13 protein-coding genes are annotated in these 18,418 nt (G+C 67.6%); 10 read left to right on the top strand and 3 right to left on the bottom strand.

Translation table 11 applies throughout. The annotated features are described in order from the left end of the window. Positions 1-63: 63 nt before the first annotated feature. The 5 genes from DWV11_RS09210 to DWV11_RS09190 all read left to right on the top strand — a co-directional run bounded on the left by DWV11_RS09210 (position 64) and on the right by DWV11_RS09190 (position 7,459). A complete protein-coding gene (locus DWV11_RS09210; protein ID WP_115788654.1) occupies positions 64-2,067 on the top strand; it encodes an MDR family MFS transporter in 2,004 nt (667 codons plus the stop codon). A gap of 204 nt (positions 2,068-2,271) precedes the next feature. After that, the gene (locus DWV11_RS09205; protein ID WP_115788587.1) at positions 2,272-4,005 is read left to right on the top strand and encodes an ABC transporter ATP-binding protein; all 1,734 of its coding nucleotides are present in this window, start codon (positions 2,272-2,274) and stop codon (positions 4,003-4,005) included. Beyond that, entirely contained in the window at positions 4,002-6,107 is a 2,106-nt protein-coding gene (locus DWV11_RS09200) for an ABC transporter ATP-binding protein (protein ID WP_115788586.1), read from the top strand. Before DWV11_RS09205 ends, DWV11_RS09200 begins: the two co-directional genes overlap by 4 nt. 77 nt (positions 6,108-6,184) lie before the next feature. Further along, complete coding sequence (locus tag DWV11_RS09195) at positions 6,185-6,601, top strand: acyl-CoA thioesterase (RefSeq protein ID WP_115788653.1); 417 nt, start codon at positions 6,185-6,187, stop codon at positions 6,599-6,601. A 102-nt stretch (positions 6,602-6,703) separates the two neighbouring features. After that, entirely contained in the window at positions 6,704-7,459 is a 756-nt protein-coding gene (locus DWV11_RS09190; RefSeq protein ID WP_115788585.1) for a copper homeostasis protein CutC, read from the top strand. Positions 7,460-7,489: 30 nt separating this feature from the next. Here DWV11_RS09190 and DWV11_RS09185 read toward each other — a convergent pair whose 3' ends face one another. Next, positions 7,490-7,978: a GNAT family N-acetyltransferase gene (locus DWV11_RS09185; RefSeq protein WP_115788584.1), complete on the bottom strand. Its 489-nt coding sequence runs from the start codon at positions 7,976-7,978 to the stop codon at positions 7,490-7,492. 149 nt (positions 7,979-8,127) lie between these two features. Between DWV11_RS09185 and DWV11_RS09180 the strand changes: the two genes are divergently transcribed. The 5 genes from DWV11_RS09180 to DWV11_RS09160 all read left to right on the top strand — a co-directional run bounded on the left by DWV11_RS09180 (position 8,128) and on the right by DWV11_RS09160 (position 17,260). Next, positions 8,128-11,292 (top strand): glycoside hydrolase domain-containing protein, encoded by a 3,165-nt coding sequence (locus tag DWV11_RS09180; protein WP_245953523.1) that lies wholly within the window; start codon positions 8,128-8,130, stop codon positions 11,290-11,292. Beyond that, a complete protein-coding gene (locus tag DWV11_RS09175) occupies positions 11,285-13,252 on the top strand; it encodes a DUF5107 domain-containing protein (RefSeq protein ID WP_115788582.1) in 1,968 nt (655 codons plus the stop codon). The genes DWV11_RS09180 and DWV11_RS09175 overlap by 8 nt, the downstream gene beginning before the upstream one ends. A gap of 185 nt (positions 13,253-13,437) precedes the next feature. Continuing rightward, complete coding sequence (locus tag DWV11_RS09170; protein WP_210725712.1) at positions 13,438-15,627, top strand: McrB family protein; 2,190 nt, start codon at positions 13,438-13,440, stop codon at positions 15,625-15,627. Positions 15,628-15,670: 43 nt separating this feature from the next. Further along, entirely contained in the window at positions 15,671-16,909 is a 1,239-nt protein-coding gene (locus tag DWV11_RS09165) for a 5-methylcytosine restriction system specificity protein McrC (RefSeq protein ID WP_210725711.1), read from the top strand. Between the two features lie 108 nt (positions 16,910-17,017). Then, positions 17,018-17,260, top strand: a complete 243-nt coding sequence (locus tag DWV11_RS09160) for a PLD nuclease N-terminal domain-containing protein (protein WP_115788651.1) — start codon at positions 17,018-17,020, stop codon at positions 17,258-17,260. A 95-nt stretch (positions 17,261-17,355) separates the two neighbouring features. Here DWV11_RS09160 and DWV11_RS09155 read toward each other — a convergent pair whose 3' ends face one another. Next, positions 17,356-17,922: a TetR/AcrR family transcriptional regulator gene (locus DWV11_RS09155; RefSeq protein WP_115788580.1), complete on the bottom strand. Its 567-nt coding sequence runs from the start codon at positions 17,920-17,922 to the stop codon at positions 17,356-17,358. Further along, positions 17,922-18,389: a nuclear transport factor 2 family protein gene (locus DWV11_RS09150; protein WP_210725706.1), complete on the bottom strand. Its 468-nt coding sequence runs from the start codon at positions 18,387-18,389 to the stop codon at positions 17,922-17,924. Before DWV11_RS09150 ends, DWV11_RS09155 begins: the two co-directional genes overlap by 1 nt. Between the last annotated feature and the right edge of the window lie 29 nt (positions 18,390-18,418).

The raw sequence follows: 18,418 nt of genomic DNA, 5'->3' as shown, positions 1-18,418 counted from the left end.
GACAAGTCACCCGCGGCAGGCGGCACGGCAGCCGTGAACACTGCGCCCGCAGCCGCGGCGCCGATGACCCACCGCCAGATCATGGAGGCCCTGACCGGCCTCCTTGCCGCGTTCTTCACGGCCATCCTGAGCAGCACCATCGTGGCGAACGCACTGCCCACCATCATGTCCGAACTGCACGGCACGCAGACGGACTTCGCCTGGGTGATCACCGCGGCCCTCCTGGCCAACGCCGCCACCACGCCCATCTGGGGCAAGCTCGCCGATCTCTTCGACAAGAAGCTCCTGGTCCAGCTGAGCATCATCATCTTCGTGGCCGGCTCCGTGCTGGCCGGATTCTCCCAAACCATCCCGCTGCTGCTGGCCGCCCGCGTGGTCCAGGGCGTGGCACTTGGCGGCCTCACAGCCTTGGCCCAGGCCATCATCGGCACCATGATCCCGCCGCGCGACCGCGGCAAGTACTCCGGCTACATGGGCGCCGTCATGGCGGTGGGGACCGCGGGCGGTCCGCTGCTGGGCGGCTTCATCGTGGACAGCCCGCTGGGCTGGCGCTGGACGTTCTTCGTCTGCGTGCCGCTCGCCGTCGTCGCGCTCATCCTGCTCCAGGTGACGCTGAAGATCCAGCACATCAAGCGTCCTGCCAGGATCGACTGGTTCGGCTCCGTCCTGCTCACCGCGGGCGTCAGCCTGCTGCTGATCTGGGTTTCCTTCGCCGGCAACCCGGACTACTACGACTGGATCTCCTGGCAGTCCGCCGCCATGGTGGGCGGCGGAGTGCTGCTCCTGGCGCTGCTGGTGCTGGTGGAATCCAAGGTCTCCCAGCCGATCATCCCGCTGAAGATCATTCGCGAACGCACCACCGCCCTGGCCATCCTCGCCTCGGTGGCCGTGGGCGTGGCCATGTTCAGCTCCTCCACCTTCCTCGGCCAGTATTTCCAGGTGGCCCGCGGTGCCACGCCCACCGAGGCCGGCCTGCTGACCCTGCCGATGATCGCCGGCAACCTGGTGGGTTCGGTGGTGTCCGGGCAACTGATCAGCCGCTTCGGGAAGTGGAAGGGCTTCCTGCTGGGCGGTTCCGTGCTGCTGATCGGCGGCCTGGCACTCGCCGGAACCATCGACCACACCACCGAACTGTGGATCACCTCCATCTACACCGCCGTCTTCGGCCTGGGCCTGGGCCTGCTGATGCAGAACCTGGTGCTCGCGGTCCAGAACACGGTCCGTGCCAAGGACATCGGCTCGGCCAGCGCCTCCGTGGCGTTCTTCCGTTCCGTGGGCGGCGCGATCGGCGTGTCCGTGCTGGGCGCCGTCATGAGCAACCACGTGAAGGACCTCGCCGCCGAAGGACTCGCGGCCGCGCACATCCCGCTGACCGGCGGCGCGGATGGGGCCAGCATGGACCTCGCGGACATGCCCGGGCCCATCCGGGAAATCATGCGCGCGGCATATGGCGACGCAACCGCCCTGATTTTCCTGATTGCCGCGGCAATTTCGGTGATCGCATTCCTTGCCGTGCTGTTTATCAAGGAAGTCCCGCTGCGGCGGACCGTTGATGCGGCCCCGGAAAAGGAATTGCTGGCACATGCCAGTGCCGAAGCGGGAATGTCCGTGGAAACCACTGTTATGGAGGCGCCGGAAGAGTTCGACGGCGGCAGCCCGGTGAGCGGTGCCGCGGAACCGGCCGAGGACCTTGACCTTGAATTCGCCCGGATCCTCACGGGCGAACGCAGCGGGCGACCTGATCAGGAGGCCGGCGCCGGGCAGGAGCTCCGCGCCGGGCAGGAGGCCGGATTGCGGCAGGTCCACGAGCAATTGGCACACACCCAACAATTGCTCGCCGAACAGCTGGCGGGCCTCAGCCAGGCGCAGCGCGAACTGCAGCAGGGGCTCGCCGAACAGCGGGCCACCGCGGCGGAGCAGTCCAGGACCGCCGCGGAACTCGCCGTGCTGCGCAAGGAACTCAAGCGGGAACGCCGCCGCCTCGAGGGCGCGGCCCTGCTGCTCGTCGCCGGTGACACGGCGGCTCGGGCCGGTTCCGCCAAGGAGTATGGCCGGCACGCCGGCTGAGGTCTTCCGTTCCGGCTTTCGGCCCGAAACTAAACCATTTGGAGCATCCCTGCGGCGTCCGGTACGCCGCAGGGATGATCTTTGCCCGGAGTTGTTTCGCTGAGGCAACGGATTTCGTAGAGTTGGAAGGCTAATACCGTCAGCGCCTGCTGCTACTACTAATCTCCTTACTCAATCGCGCACTCTATTTAAGGATCCGTGGGCATGCTTCTCACCCTGATACGGCGCTACTCCAAGCCGTATTCACCGCAAATTCTGGCCGTCATCATATTCCAGCTGGCGTCCACCATTGCGACCCTGTACCTCCCCAGCCTCAACGCCAAAATCATTGACCAGGGAGTCTCCAAGGGCGACACCGACTACATCTGGCAGACAGGGGCCTTGATGCTCGCCGTCGCCTTCGGCCAGGTCCTCACGGCCGTTGCCGCTGTGTACTTCGGCTCGCGTGTGGCCATGTCCATGGGCCGCGACCTGCGCCGCGACGTATTCCGCAAAGTCAGCAGCTTCTCCGCCAAGGACGTCAACGCCTTTGGCGCACCCACCCTGATCACCCGGGGAACCAACGACGTCCAGCAGGTCCAGATGCTCATGCTCATGGGCCTGAATTTCATGGTCTCCACGCCCATCATGTGCGTAGGCGGCATCATCATGGCGCTGCAGGAGGACCTCAGCCTGTCCTGGCTGGTCTGGGTTTCCGTGCCGCTGCTGGTAGCCGTGGTGGGTTACCTCGTGGTGCGCCTCATGCCGCTCTTCCGTTCCATGCAGAAGAAGATCGACGCCATCAACGGCGTGCTGCGCGAACAGATCATCGGCATCCGCGTGGTCCGGGCCTTCGTCCGCGAACCCTACGAGGTCAAGCGCTTCGGGGCCGCCAACAAGGACCTCACCGAGGTCTCGGTCAAGATCGGCAACCTGTTCGTCCTGATGTTCCCGGCCATCGGCATGATCCTGCACCTGTCCACGGCCGCCGTGCTGTGGTTCGGCGGAGAGCGGGTGGACTCCGGGGAGATGGAGGTCGGTGCGTTGACGGCCTTCCTGCAGTACCTGCTGCAGATTCTGATCGCCGTCATGATGGGCACCTTCATGGCCATGATGATCCCGCGCGCCTCGGTGTGTGCGGACCGCATCGGCGAGGTCCTCGACGTCGAACCTTCCATCCACAACCCGGACGCCCCGGTCGCACCGGCAGAGAAGAAGGGCCGCGTGGAATTCCGCGACGTCACCTTCAGGTACCCCGGCGCCGAAGAACCGGTCCTGAGCAACATCTCCTTCTCGGCCGAACCCGGCCAGACCCTCGCGATCATCGGATCCACGGGTTCCGGGAAGACCACGCTCGTGTCCCTGCTGCCGCGGCTGTACGACGTCGCCTCCGGTGACGTGCTGCTCGACGGCGTTCCCGTCACCGAGCTGGACCGCGACGAAATCACCAGCCGCGTGGCCACGGTCCCGCAGAAGCCCTATCTGTTCTCCGGCACCATCGAGCACAACCTGCGCTTCGGCAAGACCGAGGCCAGCGACGAGGAACTCTGGGATGCGCTGGAAACCGCCCAGGCCAAGGACTTCGTCCAGGAAAAGAGCGCCGGGCTCAACCGGCGGATTGCGCAGGGCGGCACCAACGTTTCCGGTGGCCAGCGCCAGCGGCTGTGCATTGCCCGCGCCCTGGTCACCCAGCCCAAGGTGTACCTCTTCGATGACTCCTTCTCCGCCCTGGACGTCGCCACGGACGCCCGGCTCCGGCGCGCCCTGAAGGAGAAGACCCGGGACGCCACGGTGATCATCGTTGCCCAGCGCGTCTCCACCATCGCCGACGCGGACCAGATCCTGGTCCTGGACAACGGCCGGATCGTGGACCGCGGCACCCACGAGGAACTCCTGGAAACCTCACCTACGTACCAGGAAATCGTCGAATCCCAGCTGAGCGCGGAGGAAGTGGCATGAGCGGGCAGAACCAGCAAAAGCGCGGCTGGGCCGCGAAGGCCGAGGCCGCCAAGGCAGCCCGCGCGGCCGCTGAAGCAGAAGCCGCCGAGGCAAAGGATGATGCCACCCTGGCGGCGGCCGCGAACGACGACGATTTCGAGGAACCCGAGTACACGCCCGGCGAGGCCGACGGCGGCATGTTCGGTAACCTGCCCGCCAAGAAGGCCAAGGCTTTCTGGCCCTCGGCGAAGCGGCTCATGGGGCTGCTCAAGCCCGAAGCTGCCGGGGTGATCTTCGTGGTCGGCCTTGTGGTGGTTTCCGTGGTGCTCAACGTCATCGCCCCGAAGGTCCTCGGCGGCGCCATGGACGTGATCTTCGGCGGCTACATGGGCAAGAAACTGCCGGAGGGCGTGAGCCAGGAGCAGTTCACTGACATGCTCCGCCAGCAGGGTGAAGACAACTACGCGGACATGCTGTCCAAGCTCCACCTGACGGACGGCATCGACTTCTCCCGGCTGACCTTCCTGATTTCGATCGTGCTGTTGATGTACTTCGTGGCCAACATCTTCCTGTGGGCCCAGGGCTACGTCCTGAACCGGATCGTCATGAAGGTCATCAACCGCCTCCGCGACGACGTCCAGGCCAAGCTCAACCGCCTGCCGCTGAACTACTTCGACACCCGGCAGCGCGGCGACATCCTCTCCCGCGTGACCAACGACGTCGACAACGTCCAGCAGGGCCTGCAGCAGGCCTTCGCACAGCTGGTCAGCTCGGTGCTGACGGTCCTGGGCATCGTGGTCATGATGTTCATTGTGTCCTGGGAGCTGGCGCTGATTGCGCTGATCGCCCTGCCCCTGTCCGGCATCCTGGCCGGCGTGATCGGTTCCCGCAGCCAGAAGCTGTTCGCCGCGCAGTGGAAGAACACCGGTGCGCTCAACGGGCAGATCGAGGAGTCCTTCTCCGGCCACGAGCTGGTCAAGGTCTTCGGCCGTGACGCGGACATGCTGGCGCGCTTCGACGAGCGCAACGAGGCCCTCTACAAGGCGTCGTTCGGTGCGCAGTTCGTGTCCGGCATCATCTTCCCGGCCATGAACTTCGTCTCCTACCTCGCCTACGTGGGCATCGCCGTGGTCGGCGGCCTGCGCGTGGCTTCCGGTTCCATGAGCCTGGGCGACGCGACGGCGTTCATCCAGTACTCGCGCGAGTTCACCCAGCCGCTGGGCCAGATCGCCGGCATGGCCAACATGCTGCAGTCCGGCGTTGCCTCGGCCGAGCGCGTCTTCGAGTTCCTGGACGCGGACGAACAGGTTCCCGAGGATGCGGCCAAGCACCTGCCGGCCCGCACGGACGGCCACGTGGAATTCGAGAACGTGTCCTTCAGCTACGCGGCGGACAAGCCGCTCATCGAGGACCTGTCCTTCAGTGCCGAGCCGGGGCACACGGTGGCGATCGTCGGTCCGACAGGTGCAGGCAAGACCACCCTGGTGAACCTGGTGATGCGCTTCTACGAGCTCAACTCGGGCCGGATCACCTTGGACGGGGTGGACATCAAGGAGCTGAGCCGCTCCGAGCTGCGGTCCAAAGTGGGCATGGTGCTGCAGGACGCCTGGCTGTTCGGCGGGACCATCTACGACAACATCAAGTACGGGAACCTGGACGCCACCGAAGAACAGGTCATGGAAGCGGCCAAGGCCACCTATGTGGACCGTTTCGTGCGGGCCCTGCCGGACGGCTACCAGACCATCATCGACGAAGAAGGTACCAACGTCAGCGCTGGTGAGAAACAGCTCATCACCATCGCCCGGGCGTTCGTGTCCGATCCATCCCTCTTGATCCTGGACGAGGCCACCAGTTCCGTGGACACCCGCACCGAACTGCTGCTGCAGAAGGCCATGGCAGCCTTGCGCACCGACCGCACCAGCTTCGTGATCGCACACCGGCTCTCCACCATCCGCGATGCCGACACCATCCTGGTGATGGAGAACGGCAGCATCGTGGAACAGGGCCGGCACAGCGAACTGCTGGCCATGCAGGGCGCGTACTACCGCCTGTACATGTCCCAGTTCGCCGGTGAAGACGCCGGGGAAGCCCCGGTGGATGAGACGACGGCGGTGCACAGCTGAGCGCGCCAGTCACCCCGCAGGCAGCCTCCGCGGCGGAAGGGTCCGCAGCGCCCCGGCGCATCACGGTCACCGTGCCGATGCGCTGGGGAGACATGGACGCCTACGGCCACATCAACAATGTCCAGATCGTGCGGATGCTCGAAGAGGCCCGCATCGCGGCCTTCGGGCCACCCCGCGGCGCCGGGCTGCCCGGTGTTGAACCGCCTGTGGCGATCTTCAACGACGTCGAGGACGGCATCATGACCCTCGTGGTGGAGCACAAGGTCCGCTACGTCCGCACCCTCGACTACCGCAACATTCCGGCGGACGTCGAGATCTGGGTAGGCGCCGTCAAAGGGGCGAGCTTCGACCTGCACTACACCATCAAGGATCCCGTCACCGGCGAAGAGTGCGTGAAGGCCAGCACCCATCTGGCCTTCGTCGACGAAGCAACGGGCCGGGTCCGACGCCTCACGCCGGAACAAAAGGAACGCCTGGAGCCTTACCGGGCTTAGGTTTTCGATCCAAGCAAAGACGACCCGGCCGGCTGCGAAGCCGGCCGGGTCGATTGATCAACAGGGGCGCCCGGGGCGTTCGCGTGGCCGTAGAGTTTCAGCATGAAACTTGAGATCGCCGTGGTAGGTGTGCAGGGCGCTGTTGTCGCTGCCGAAGAAGGCGCGGACCGGATCGAACTGTGCAGTGCCTTGGAACTCGGCGGGCTGACCCCCAGCCAGGGCCTCATGGAATCCTGCCTCGAGGCCGTGGCCGGCGTGGCTGGTCCGGTTGCGGCTGGCGCGGCTTTGGAAATCCACCCGCTGATCCGCTGCCGGCCCGGCGACTTCCGCTACTCCGAAGATGAGCTGGCCACCATGGTCAAGGAGATCCGCGCGCTGCTCGGCCAGGGGGCCAACGGCGTCGTGCTCGGCGCGCTCGATGCCCGCAGCGAACTGGACGTCGACGCCGTCCGCCGCCTCGCCGACGCAGCCCGGGAGGCAAACCAGGACGCCGAACTGGTCTTCCACCGCGCCGTGGACGAGACGCCGGACCCGGCCGCCGCCGTCGGGCAGCTCGTGGAACTTGGCTTCACGCGCGTCCTTAGCTCCGGGGGAGCTGCGAGCGCAGGCCTGGGCCTGCCCGTGCTGTCGCGGATGGTGGAAACCGCGGAGGGAAGGCTCCAGGTGATGGCCGGCGGCGGCTTGGCCATCACGGACATCCCGGAGATGCGGTGGGCCGGACTGGACGCCGTCCACCTGTCCGCCAAGCGGATCGTGTCTGCGTCGGGCGCCGGAAGCGCGGGCGGGGGCCCGGCGTCGTACATGGTGACCGACCGGAAGATCGTCGCTGCCGCCAAGGCCGCCGTCGATGCCGGGTAGCAGCGCGCCGGGAAGTGCCGGTGGCGCGCATTAGAGGGTGAGGGGCACCAGTTCCAGGCTCATGAACACGCTGTTGGGGTCCGGGACGTAACCGGCGAACGGCGGACATTCGGTGAAACCGTGGCGCAGGTAGAGCCGGCGTGCGGTGGCGAAGTAGTCTTCCGAGCCGGTTTCGAGGCACAGCCGCGACAGCCCGCGGCCGCGGGCCTCGCACACGATGGCCGCCAGCAGCAGGCCGGCTATGCCGCGGCCCCTCGCCGCGTGTGTGGTGCGCATCGACTTCAGCTCGCCTTCCTTGGCGCCGTCGGCCCCGACGGGAAGTTCCTTCAACGCGCCGCAGGCCAGCAGGATCCCGTTCTCGCGGGCGGTCCAGAAGGTGATCTCCGGCCGGGAAAGGGCGGAGTGGTCCAAGGCGTGCACGCTCTCCGCGGGGGAGGTGGCGTACATGTCCGCGAGGTGTTCCTCCAGCAGCAGGCGGACATCCTCCTGCGCGGGATCGTCGAGGCCGATGTCGATCATGGCGCACAATCTACCCGGCGCAGATGTCAGGCATGTAAAACGTGTTCCCGTCAATGCCCGGGCCGGGGGAAATCGCAGTGAGTACGGACCGCAATTCTGCTTTACAGGGTGATTCGCGGCGTCAATGATTGAAGGATTCACCACGAACGGTGAACCCAAGCGAAAACCTCCCGGGAGCCCCAGTGACGCCCCTGCGCCAAACAGCACAGCAGCCCGCAAGAACAGGCCATCACACCGGCCACCCTGAACTTCCCTGCGGCGTCGGGGATTGGGACAAACTGCTCTACGGCAACCACCGCTTCGTGGTCGACGTCCCCTCCGGTGCACCACAACAATGTGTTCCAGCGCAAGAAGGGGCGGCTGCGTTCGGGGTGGTGCTGCCCTGGCGGCGCCAGGACCCGGATCCCGCGGCGGTGGACATCATCGTCGTCTCAGCCGGCAGCGGCCGGCGCGTGCGCAACGTGCTGGTCCTAAGCGCTACCCGGGAATCCTGCGAGCTCGCCTTCGAGGCCATAGACGGTCCCGGCAGCTACTTCGTCTACTACCTGCCCTACGCGATGCTCGGCGCCGCCCACTATCCGCAGGCCCGGTACCTGCCGCGGCGGCCGACGGCGGCACCAAGGTGGGCGGCCGCCGTCGGGCAATCTGCCTGGGACCCGGGCATACGCGGGCTGCCGGAGGCGACGGTGCTGCGCTATGAGGCCGCGAGCGAACGCGACTCCTTCGCCCCGATGAACTTCACCGCCACGGAGGCCGAGCTCCAGGCCCTTTACGCCAGGCACGGCGGGGAAGCGTTCCTGCTCTTTCCCGAGGACAGGCTGAACCCGGTGTCCATGCGGGAGCGGCTCCCGGCGCACTGGGCCATCAACGGGCCCGCCGGCACCTTCCGCGCTACCGCCCAGCCCGGCGAGGACTATGTGGTGCAGCTCGGACTGCACGCCGTGGAAGGGCTCGACGGCGTGACGGTCCGGGTGGACGGGCCCGCCGGCGCCCGCTGCCTGAACACCGGCGGCACCGACCGCCTCGGCCGGCCCCTGGCCAAGCGGCTGTCCGTGGCGGCCGGGTCGGTCCAGGCTCTCTATGTGGTGCTGCCCGTTCCGCGGGAAGCGGCGGGGAGCACGATTACCGCAGCCATCACGGTCGCCGCGCAGGGAGCCGGGCCGAAATCCGTCGCGGTCATCCTGGACGTGCTGCCGCTGGAGGCCGCGGATCCGGGCATCCTGGCCGGCGGCTTCGGCGATCCGCGGTACCTGCGCCGGCTCGCCTGGCTGGATTCGACCCTCGCCCAGGACCACGGACTCGTGGCGCCGTTCACCGGGATCGCCCTCGACGCCGGCACCCGCACCCTCGGCATCCTCGGCAGGACGCTGCGGCTCGCCCCGTCCGGACTGCCGGAGCAACTGAGCTCCACCTTCACGCCGGCCATGACCGGAACGGACGGTCCCGCCGTCGAACTGCTCGCCACGGCCATGCGGCTCGACGTGACCGCCGCGCAGCACCGCGGATGGGAGTCCGCGCCGACTGACTTCACCGTCCACGGCCCGGGCAAGGTGTCCTGGACCAGTCGTTGGCACAGCATCGGGACAGGCCTCGCCGTGGACCTCCATGGGGAGCTCGAGGCAGACGGCGCATGCAGCTTTGCGCTCCGGCTGCGGAACGGGGACAGCCGGTCGGTGATGCTCGACGACGTCGGACTGGCAGCCGGGTTCGTCGAGGCCGCCGTGCCGCTCGCCATGGGGCTCGGTGTGCCGGGCGGCCGGCGTCCGGACGCCCTCGACTGGCGCTGGGACGTGGCCGCCAGGAACCAGGACGCCCTGTGGCTCGGCGGGGTGAACGCCGGTGTGCAACTGTCCTGGCGCGATCCCGGCTACGAACGGCCCCTCAACACCAACTTCTACCGGGAGAAGCCGCTGCGCGAGCCGCTTTCCTGGGCCAACCGGGTGGACGGCCAGGTGCGCGGCGGCGTCAGGCTGGAAACAGAGTCGAATCCCGGCACAGGATCCAACACAGGCGCAGTGCAGTTGACCGCCTTCAGCGGAGCGAGGACCCTGGCACCCGGGGACAGCCTCGACTTCGACTTCCGGCTGCTCCTCACCCCGTTCAAGCCGATCGAGCCCGGCACGCACCTTTCCCGCAGGTACTTCCACGCCCCGGGGGAGCCGCGGGAGGTCGCGGAGTCCGGGGCCACCGTGGTCACCATCCACCACGCCACCGCTCCGGCCCCGTACATCAACGATCCCCTGCTGAGCGCCGACAGCCTGGCCGGCTACGTCAATGGGGCGCACGCCCGGGGGCTGCGCGCCAAGGTCTACAACACGGTGCGGGAACTGACCTTCCACAGCCCGGAACTGCTGCCGCTCATGTCCCTGGGGCACGAGGTCTTCAGCGACGGGCCGGGGGAGGGCCACCCGTGGCTGCAGGAGCACGCCGGCAGCGGCTACGTGTCCGCCTGGTTCGCCCCCGACGTCGACGACATCGCCGTGGTGACCACGGGGGAGTCCCGCTGGGAGAACTTCTACGTCCGGAGCCTGGCCGAACTGGCGAAGACCACCGGTGTGGACGGCATCTACCTGGACGACATCGCCTACGACCGGCACACCATGCTGCGGGTGCGCAAAGTCCTCGAACGCCACAGCCCGGCGCAGGGCCCGGTGACCAATAGCGTGGTGACCAACCGCCCGGCGCAGGGTCCGGAGATCGACCTGCATTCGGCAAACCAGTTCACGGCCAAGGACGGCTTCGCCTCCTCCGCCAACCTCTACATGGAACAGCTGCCCTACGTGGACCGGCTCTGGTTCGGCGAGTACTTCGACTACGAGAACACCTCCCCGGAGTACTGGCTCGTGGAGCTCTCCGGCATCCCGTTCGGGCTCATGGGAGAAATGCTCGAAGGCGGCGGCAACCCTTGGCGGGGCATGGTGTTCGGCATGACCGGCCGGGCACCCGCCGTCGACAACCGTCCCCTGTGGCAGTTCTGGCAGGACTACGGACTGGAACGTGCCCGCATGGCCGGGTTCTGGGATCCTGGCGCGCCGGTCCGCACCAGCCATCCCGGTGTCCTGGCCACCAGCTGGTCCGGCGACGACGGCATGGTGGTGGCGCTCGCGTCCTGGGCCGAGGAGACTGTGGACGTGACCTTGGAGTTCGGTGGAACGCACGACGGCGGAACAGTGCCTTTCCCGTTGCAGGCCCTCCCGCTGTACGCTCCCGCGATCGCGGGCTTCCAAACAGCCGCCGGGTACGCCCCCGGCCAAGCCATCCGCATCGACCCCCGCCGCGGACTCCTGCTCACGATCGGATACCCCCATGACTGACCCGGCAACCCCGGCCTCCGCCACCGCGGGCAACATCACCTTCGGCTCCATCACCCTCGACGTCGCCGATCTCGGCCCGGAGAGCCCGCTGCCTCCGGTCGCGGCCGGCATCCACACGCCCTACCGCGTGGGCATCGGTGTCCCGGATGAACTCAAAGCCAGGGCCGGCTACGGCTACCCGCCGAACATCTACCCCTACTCGATCCAGGACGGGTACTCGCGGGAACGGCAGCCACGCGTGCTGCCCGCCGTCGTGCTGGAAAACCGGCATCTCAAGGCGACCGTCCTGCCCGGCTTCGGCGGCAGGATCTGGGAACTGCTGGACAAGGCCACCGGCAAGCAGCTCCTGCATAGCCCCCGCACCATCCAGTTCGCCAACTTCGCGCTGCGCAACGCCTGGTTCGCCGGCGGGCTCGAATGGAACATCGGCACCCGCGGCCACACGCCCACCTCGTGCATTCCCTGGCACACCGCGCTGCTGACGGCCCCGGACGGCCAACAGCTCCTGCGGATGTGGGAGTTCGAGCGGCTCCGTGGGGTGGTGGTGCAGGTGGACCTCTGGCTCCCGGTGGACTCCCGGGTGCTGTTCTCCGCCATCAGGCTCCGCAACCCGGATCCGGACGAGGTGCCCATGTACTGGTGGAGCAACGCCGCCGTGCCGGAGACCCCGGACACCCGGGTGATCGCGCCGGCCCGCACGGCGTTCGGCAGCGACTACGAAACTGATATCCAGCGCGTCACGCCCACCGATCATGAAGGGGCGGACGCTACGTGGCCGGTGCGGAACGCCCACGCCGCCGACTACTTCTTCGACATCCCCGAAGGACACAGGCACTGGATCGCCGCAGTGGACGCCGACGGCGACGGGCTGGCGATGCTGTCCACGTCCCGGCTGCGCGGCAAGAAGCTGTTCGTCTGGGGCCAGGGCGACGGCGGGCACAACTGGCAGGAATGGCTCAGCCCGGGTTTCGGGGCAGGTTACGCGGAAATCCAGGCCGGGCTGGCACAGACCCAGTTCGAGCACCTGCCCATGCCCGGCGGGGCCGAATGGAGCTGGGTGGAAGCCTACGGAAACGCGGACCTCGACGCCGCTGCCGCGCACGGCGACTGGGACGCAGCCGTCGAACATGCGCAGTCCAGGCTCGCCGGGCTCGCGGACCAGCAGGCACTCGACGCGGCGCTCGCGTTCGCGGCGTCCCTCGCAGACGCGGCCCCGCAGGACATGCTGCTGGCAGGGACCGGCTGGGGTGCCCTCGAAGAGGAACTCCGCCGCGCTTCCGGCGCGCCGCCGTTGGACAGCGGCGGCACACCCTTCGCCGCGGATACCCTCACCGCGGAACAGGCGCCCTGGCTGGAACTCCTCCGGTACGAGGTTCCCGACGCCGGAACCCCCTTCGTGTTCCCCGCATGCGGAAGCTTCGTGGCCGGGCAGGCGTGGGAACGGCTGCTCGAAGGGGCCGCGGGGGCCGAAGCCCGCTTCCACGAGGCCACCTTGAAGCACGCCCGGCAGGACCTCGGGCCGGCCGAAAAACTGTACGTCCAGGCACTCGTCCTGGATCCCGCGCACGCGCTGGCCCACCGCGGCCTGGCACTGCTCCTGCTTGCCACGGACCGCATCGACGCCGGCCTCGCCGAGCTCCGCGCAGCCTGCGCCGCGGACCCGGCAGGCGGGAAGCTGTTGGCCGAAGCCATGACCCTCCACCTGGCCCACGGGGAGCCCGGGGCCGCGCTCCTGCTGGCCGAACAGGCACCCCGGGAGGCCACCGCCGCCGGGCGGAACCGCTTCCTCGCCGCCCGTGCCATGGCCGGCAGCGGCAGGACGGATGAGGCTGCCGCGATCCTGAGGGAAGGGGTGGAAATTCCGGACCTGCTCGAGGGCGACAACGCGATTTCCGAGCTTTGGCTGCAGCTGTGCCCGGGGGAGGAGGTCCCCCGGACGTACCGTTTCAGCATGCACTAGGAGGCCTGCAGGGACAGCGCGAACGTACAGTCGAGGCCCCGAAAACAGGGCCCAAATGTACGTTCGCGCTGGTGGGAAGCCGGTGGGAGGCAGAAGCGGGGCACGGCCGTGAAATGCCCGGCCAAACCATGTAAGTTTGCTAGGTGACTCCCGCCAGCAACGCCACCGTTTCCCGTGCGTCCGGAATGTCCAAGGAAATCGAAGACGCGGCGTGGTTCGTGCTGGGACCTGCCCTCCAGGGCAAGCCTTCCGCGCTTGACGGACGCACCCACACCTGGACCACCGAGGCCGCCACGGAACTGCTCGGCCGCCTGGAACGCGGCGTCGAGGACAGCAAGGCGCCCATGATGACCAATCTGCGCCGCAACCTGGAAGGGGCCAGCCGCGAGGCAAAGCTGCTCGCCGTCGAACTGCTGTTCCTGCAGTCCCTGCCGCTGGCGCACGAAGTCAAATCCCTGAAGGTCAAGCGCGCCCGCGTGGCCGAGGCCGCGTCCTGGCTGGAGCCGGCCCTGCAGTTGCCGGATGAGCTCTACCGGGACATGACCGACCACGGCGTCATCCGGGACCGCACCGCGGAATTCAACTGGACCATCTGGGACCAGCTCGGCTGGCTGTGCCGCTTCGTGGCGCAGGTGGATAAGCAGCCGACGGCGGTGGTCGCCAAGGCGCTCGCCGACCCCCTGGCGTTCCACGAGCTTGCCGCCGGAACCCCGGGCGACCAGCCCGCCATCCGCCGCAGCATCGAGTATTTGGCATGGCCGGGCTATTTCGAGCCGGTCGTGGCCGACGTGGAGCGCCGTGAAATCCGGGACGCCTTCGCCTCCCTGGTGGGCGGGGCCAAGGGCGACACCGAAGAAGACATCACGGCGGACATCCATCGCATTCGCCTGCACCTGGACGAACAGGCCGGGCAGCGCACTGACTGGTACTCCCGCCAGCTCGTGGGCCAGTGGCGCAAGGTGGGCGATCCGGGCCGCCGCGCCTGGCTGATGCGCACCCACCACGACTCCGCGGAGCTCCTCGCCGCCTGGCAGGACGAGGAAAAGGCGACCCTCGACGTCGAGCATCTGCGGGAGCTGCAGCCGGGCGTGGCCGCCGGGCTGGTTCAGCGCGTCGTGGACGAAGACTGCAAGCACTTGGGCTACGTGGAACGCGAAGACATCAAGACAGCCGTTTTCGCCTTCCTGACCGTGATGAAGCCCGGTGACCTCGCCCTGTTCCAGCACTCAGGATCGGTGCGGATCGGTGTGGTGCTGGGCGAGGCCGAGCACGACGATGACAAGCCGCGGCTGCGCCGCAAGGTGCGCTGGTTCGAGGAAAGCCATCCCATCGCGGAGGCGCCCCGGCACGTGCAGCGCCAGCTCTCCACGCCCGGGATCGTCGTGGACGTCACCCGGGTGGTAAGCCTGTTGCAGGCGCTGCTGCCCGCGGAAGCGGAGTCCGACGGCGAGGACACAGCCGCCCCCGAGTCCGCCGTCGAGCCCGTCCCCGAAGGCTTCCGCCCGCTCAGCGAGGAATTCGCCGCCTCCTTGCACATGGAGCTGGAGCCGTTGCAGGAAATCGCCGGGCTCCTGGAGGAAAACAGGCAGCTGGTGCTCTACGGCCCGCCCGGCACCGGCAAAACCTACCTGGCCAAGCACCTGGCTGCCGAGCTCGCCGGGGACAGCACCGACGAGCGCGTGAAGCTGGTGCAGTTCCACCCCTCGTACGCCTATGAGGACTTCTTCGAGGGCTACCGCCCGGACAAGACCGACGACGGACAGGTGTCCTTCAAGCTCGTGGCCGGGCCGCTGCGCCGCCTGGCCGAGGAAGCGGCCAAACCGGAAAACGCGTCCAAGCCGTATTTCCTGATCATCGACGAAATGAACCGGGCCAACCTGGCCAAGGTGTTCGGCGAGCTGTATTTCCTGCTCGAGTACCGGGACGACCGGATCTACCTGCAGTACAGCCCCAACGAACCCTTCAGCCTGCCGGACAACCTTTACATCATCGGCACCATGAACACTGCGGACCGTTCCATTGCCATGATGGATGCCGCGATCCGCCGCCGCTTCGCGTTCGTGGAACTGCACCCGAAGGTGGAGCCGATCCGCGGGACCCTGCGGCGGTTCCTTGAAGCCCGCGGCCTGGACACCCTGAACGCCGATTTGCTCGATGCGCTCAACGAGGCGATCGACGACTGGGACCGGGACCTGATGATCGGCCCGTCCTACTTCATGAAGGGCGCCGCTCAGACCCCGGCCGGTCTGCGCCGGATCTGGAAGTACGAGCTCATGCCGCTGCTCGAGGAGCACTACCACGGACAGCTGAACCGGGCCCAGGTGGAAGAGCGCTTCGGACTGGAACAACTCTTGGGACGCCTTGCCTCCCGCTGAGCAGCACCATGCTGAGCAGCACCTCGAAGGCCGGCGCCCTGTGATGGTCCCGCCCCGGCCGTGGCACGCCCCCGGCGTGCGCCACATCGTGCTGGACGAGCAATCCAGGGGCGTCGTCGAACGGCTGGATCCCGACACCGCCGCTTTCCTCAACTCCAGCGGGCTCGCGAAGGCAGCGCCGATGGGCATGGGCCTGTACCGGATCGAGCCGAGCGGCAAGGTGGGTTCGGTTCGCACCCCGACCGTGCAGTTCGAGGTGCGGCCCAAGGACCGGCTCGGCCTGCAACGGCTGCTGTTCCTGCTCAGTTATGCAGGAGACCAGGGATTCCGCGAAGACTCGGTGGCCGCCGTCGAGCACCAGGACCTGTGGAGCGCCTTGGCCGAATCGCTGGCGCAATTGGCCGAACGAGCCCTCGTCCGCGGGCCGATGCAAGGCTACGTGAACGTCGAGGAATCCCTGCGCACCGTCAAGGGACGCATCCGGATTTCCGAGCAGATCGCCCGGCGGCCCGGCCTGATGGTGCCCTTGGAAGTGTCTTACGACGAGTTCAGCGAGGACATCGCCGAAAACCGCATCCTGCGGGCCGCGCTGGCCCGGATGGGCCAGGTCCCGAGCGTCCGGCCCGAGGTGCTGAGCCGCCTCCGCCGCCTGGGCGGAAAGCTCGACGGCGCCACGCCCCTGGTGCCCGGGGCGCCCCTGCCGCACTGGCAGGCCAGCCGGATGAACTTGCGCTTCCACGCGGCCTTGCGCCTGGCGGAAGTGATCCTGCGGAACTGCTCGGCCGAAGCGGGCGACGGGAAGCAGCGCAGCGCCGCCTTCGTGGTGGACATGTCCACCGTGTTCAAGGAATTCGTGGGCGTCGCCTTGCGCGAGGCCATGCGTGCCCACCCCGGCGAGACCCGGATGCAGTACGGTGCCCTGCTCAACGAGGCCGTCCGGGACTCCGACCGGATCACCGTCCGCCCGGATGCCGTGCATTTCCTGGGCGGCCGCCCCGTGGTGGTCTACGGCGCCAACTACGCGGCGGGCCCGGACACCGGTGCCTCACTGAACGCCGACCACTACCGGATGCTCGCGTACTGCACCGCGTTGCAGGTCCCCACGGCCTGGCTGGTGTACGCAGGGCCGGGGGAAATGAAGCTGCGGCGCATCCTCAACACCGACATCGACGTGGTGGAGTACCCGCTGGACCTGTCCAAGCCCCCCGCCGAAATCCTCGCCTCCGTGGCAGACCTGGCCCAACAGTCCTGGGGAGAAGTGGTCCGCCAGGCCCGGGGATGAGGGCCGCCGGCGGGACCGCCAGCGCGCAGGTGCCGGGCTGTTCCGTGCCGGCGCCAACAGGTCTAGCCTGAGAGCAGACTGCTGCGGATGGAGGCAACGATGGGCGGCATGAGGAAAAAGAAGAAGTCGTGGAAAGACATGACCCCGGGGCAGCGCCGTGTCACCATTGTGGCCGGTGTGCTGGAGTTCGCGTTGATGCTCGCGGCGCAGCGCAGCATCTCCAAGACTCCCCGGGAGCAGATCCGCGGGAGCAAGGCCCTTTGGCGGGCCGTGAGTTTCATCAACTTCTTTGGCCCCGTGGGGTACTTCCTCTTCGGCCGGCGCAAGAACACCGCAGCCCCTCCGGCCTGAGCACACCCGCCGCCGCCAGGCGGGTGTGCTGAGTTGGTGCCGCCGCCAGGCGGGCATCCGAACCGTGAGACCTAGCCCGCGACGCGGTCCAGGCGTCAGCTGAGCCGCGCGAGCAGCCGGCGTTCGACGCGTCCTGTGATCCCCAGGAACGTAGATTCGTCGCCGTAGGCGCGGGTAAGGATGAGTCCGCCCTGGATCCCGGCGACGGCGTCCAGTGCGTTCTCGTGTGCATCCTCAAGGGTGAGTCCGCCGCGCTGCAGCAGCGCGGCCAACGCGTCGACCCAGTCCACGAAGTAGGCCTTTACCTCGTCGGCGAATGTCTCCTTCTCCTCGCCGAGCGTCATTGCAGCGAATAGGCAGACATTCTCGCGCGAGACGAAGTAGTCAGCGACCGCTTTCGTCATCGCGGAGACCGCTTCAACGGCGTCAGTTGCGGCACGAAGCGGCGCGAAAACCTCATCCTCGAACCAAGCGCGCACTTGGTCGAGCACGGCCCTGGCCATGTCCTTCTTCCCGTTGGGGAAGAAGTGGTACAGGCTGCCGCGACCGATGCCGGCCTCCTGCTGGATGACGGATAGGGAGCTGCTCTCAAACCCTCGCCGGCGGAAGACGCCGGCGAGGGCGCGGACAGCGTCCGGGCGTTCGAGGAGGGTGCGCGGCATTACAGTCCGAGTTCGCTCAGGCCGGGATGATCCACGGGCCGGGGTCCGGGGGCGTCCCAGAAGAACTTGCGCTCCGATTCGTCGATGGCGACGTCGTTGATGCTCGCGTGACGGTGCGTCATGAGTCCATCCTTGTCGAAGTGCCAGTTCTCGTTGCCGTAGGCGCGGAACCACTTGCCCGCAGCGTCATGGTACTCGTACGCGAAGCGGACGGCGATGACGTCGCCTGTGTAGGCCCACAACTCCTTGATGAGCCGGTAGTCGAGCTCGCGCTCCCACTTGCCCGTGAGGAACTCGACGATGGCCGCGCGGCCCTGCACGAACGTCGAGCGATTGCGCCACCAGCTGTCCTCGCTGTATGCGAGGGAGATGCGCTCGGGGTCGCGCGTGTTCCAGCCATCCTCGGCGGCACGGACCTTCTGGATGGCGGTCTGTTCGGTGAACGGAGGGAAGGGCGGACGAGCCATGATGTACTCCTTCGGAATTTCAGGTTGTA

The sequence above is a fragment of the Arthrobacter silvisoli genome (assembly GCF_003369445.1).
Classification (GTDB): Bacteria; Actinomycetota; Actinomycetes; order Actinomycetales; family Micrococcaceae; genus Arthrobacter; species Arthrobacter silvisoli.
The sequence above is the reverse complement of the archived record's forward strand: the minus strand, read 5'-3'. Positions and strand labels throughout refer to the sequence as shown.

What these genes read in the sequence shown, in the direction of transcription:
- DWV11_RS09210 (WP_115788654.1), top strand. Translation starts at nt 64, where the DNA reads ATGACCCACCGCCAGATCATGGAGGCCCTGACCGGCCTCCTTGCCGCG.
- DWV11_RS09205 (WP_115788587.1), top strand. Translation starts at nt 2,272, where the DNA reads ATGCTTCTCACCCTGATACGGCGCTACTCCAAGCCGTATTCACCGCAA.
- DWV11_RS09200 (WP_115788586.1), top strand. Translation starts at nt 4,002, where the DNA reads ATGAGCGGGCAGAACCAGCAAAAGCGCGGCTGGGCCGCGAAGGCCGAG.
- DWV11_RS09195 (WP_115788653.1), top strand. Translation starts at nt 6,185, where the DNA reads ATGCGCTGGGGAGACATGGACGCCTACGGCCACATCAACAATGTCCAG.
- DWV11_RS09190 (WP_115788585.1), top strand. Translation starts at nt 6,704, where the DNA reads ATGAAACTTGAGATCGCCGTGGTAGGTGTGCAGGGCGCTGTTGTCGCT.
- DWV11_RS09185 (WP_115788584.1), bottom strand. Translation starts at nt 7,978, where the DNA reads ATGATCGACATCGGCCTCGACGATCCCGCGCAGGAGGATGTCCGCCTG.
- DWV11_RS09175 (WP_115788582.1), top strand. Translation starts at nt 11,285, where the DNA reads ATGACTGACCCGGCAACCCCGGCCTCCGCCACCGCGGGCAACATCACC.
- DWV11_RS09170 (WP_210725712.1), top strand. Translation starts at nt 13,438, where the DNA reads ATGTCCAAGGAAATCGAAGACGCGGCGTGGTTCGTGCTGGGACCTGCC.
- DWV11_RS09165 (WP_210725711.1), top strand. Translation starts at nt 15,671, where the DNA reads ATGGTCCCGCCCCGGCCGTGGCACGCCCCCGGCGTGCGCCACATCGTG.
- DWV11_RS09160 (WP_115788651.1), top strand. Translation starts at nt 17,018, where the DNA reads ATGAGGAAAAAGAAGAAGTCGTGGAAAGACATGACCCCGGGGCAGCGC.
- DWV11_RS09155 (WP_115788580.1), bottom strand. Translation starts at nt 17,922, where the DNA reads ATGCCGCGCACCCTCCTCGAACGCCCGGACGCTGTCCGCGCCCTCGCC.
- DWV11_RS09150 (WP_210725706.1), bottom strand. Translation starts at nt 18,389, where the DNA reads ATGGCTCGTCCGCCCTTCCCTCCGTTCACCGAACAGACCGCCATCCAG.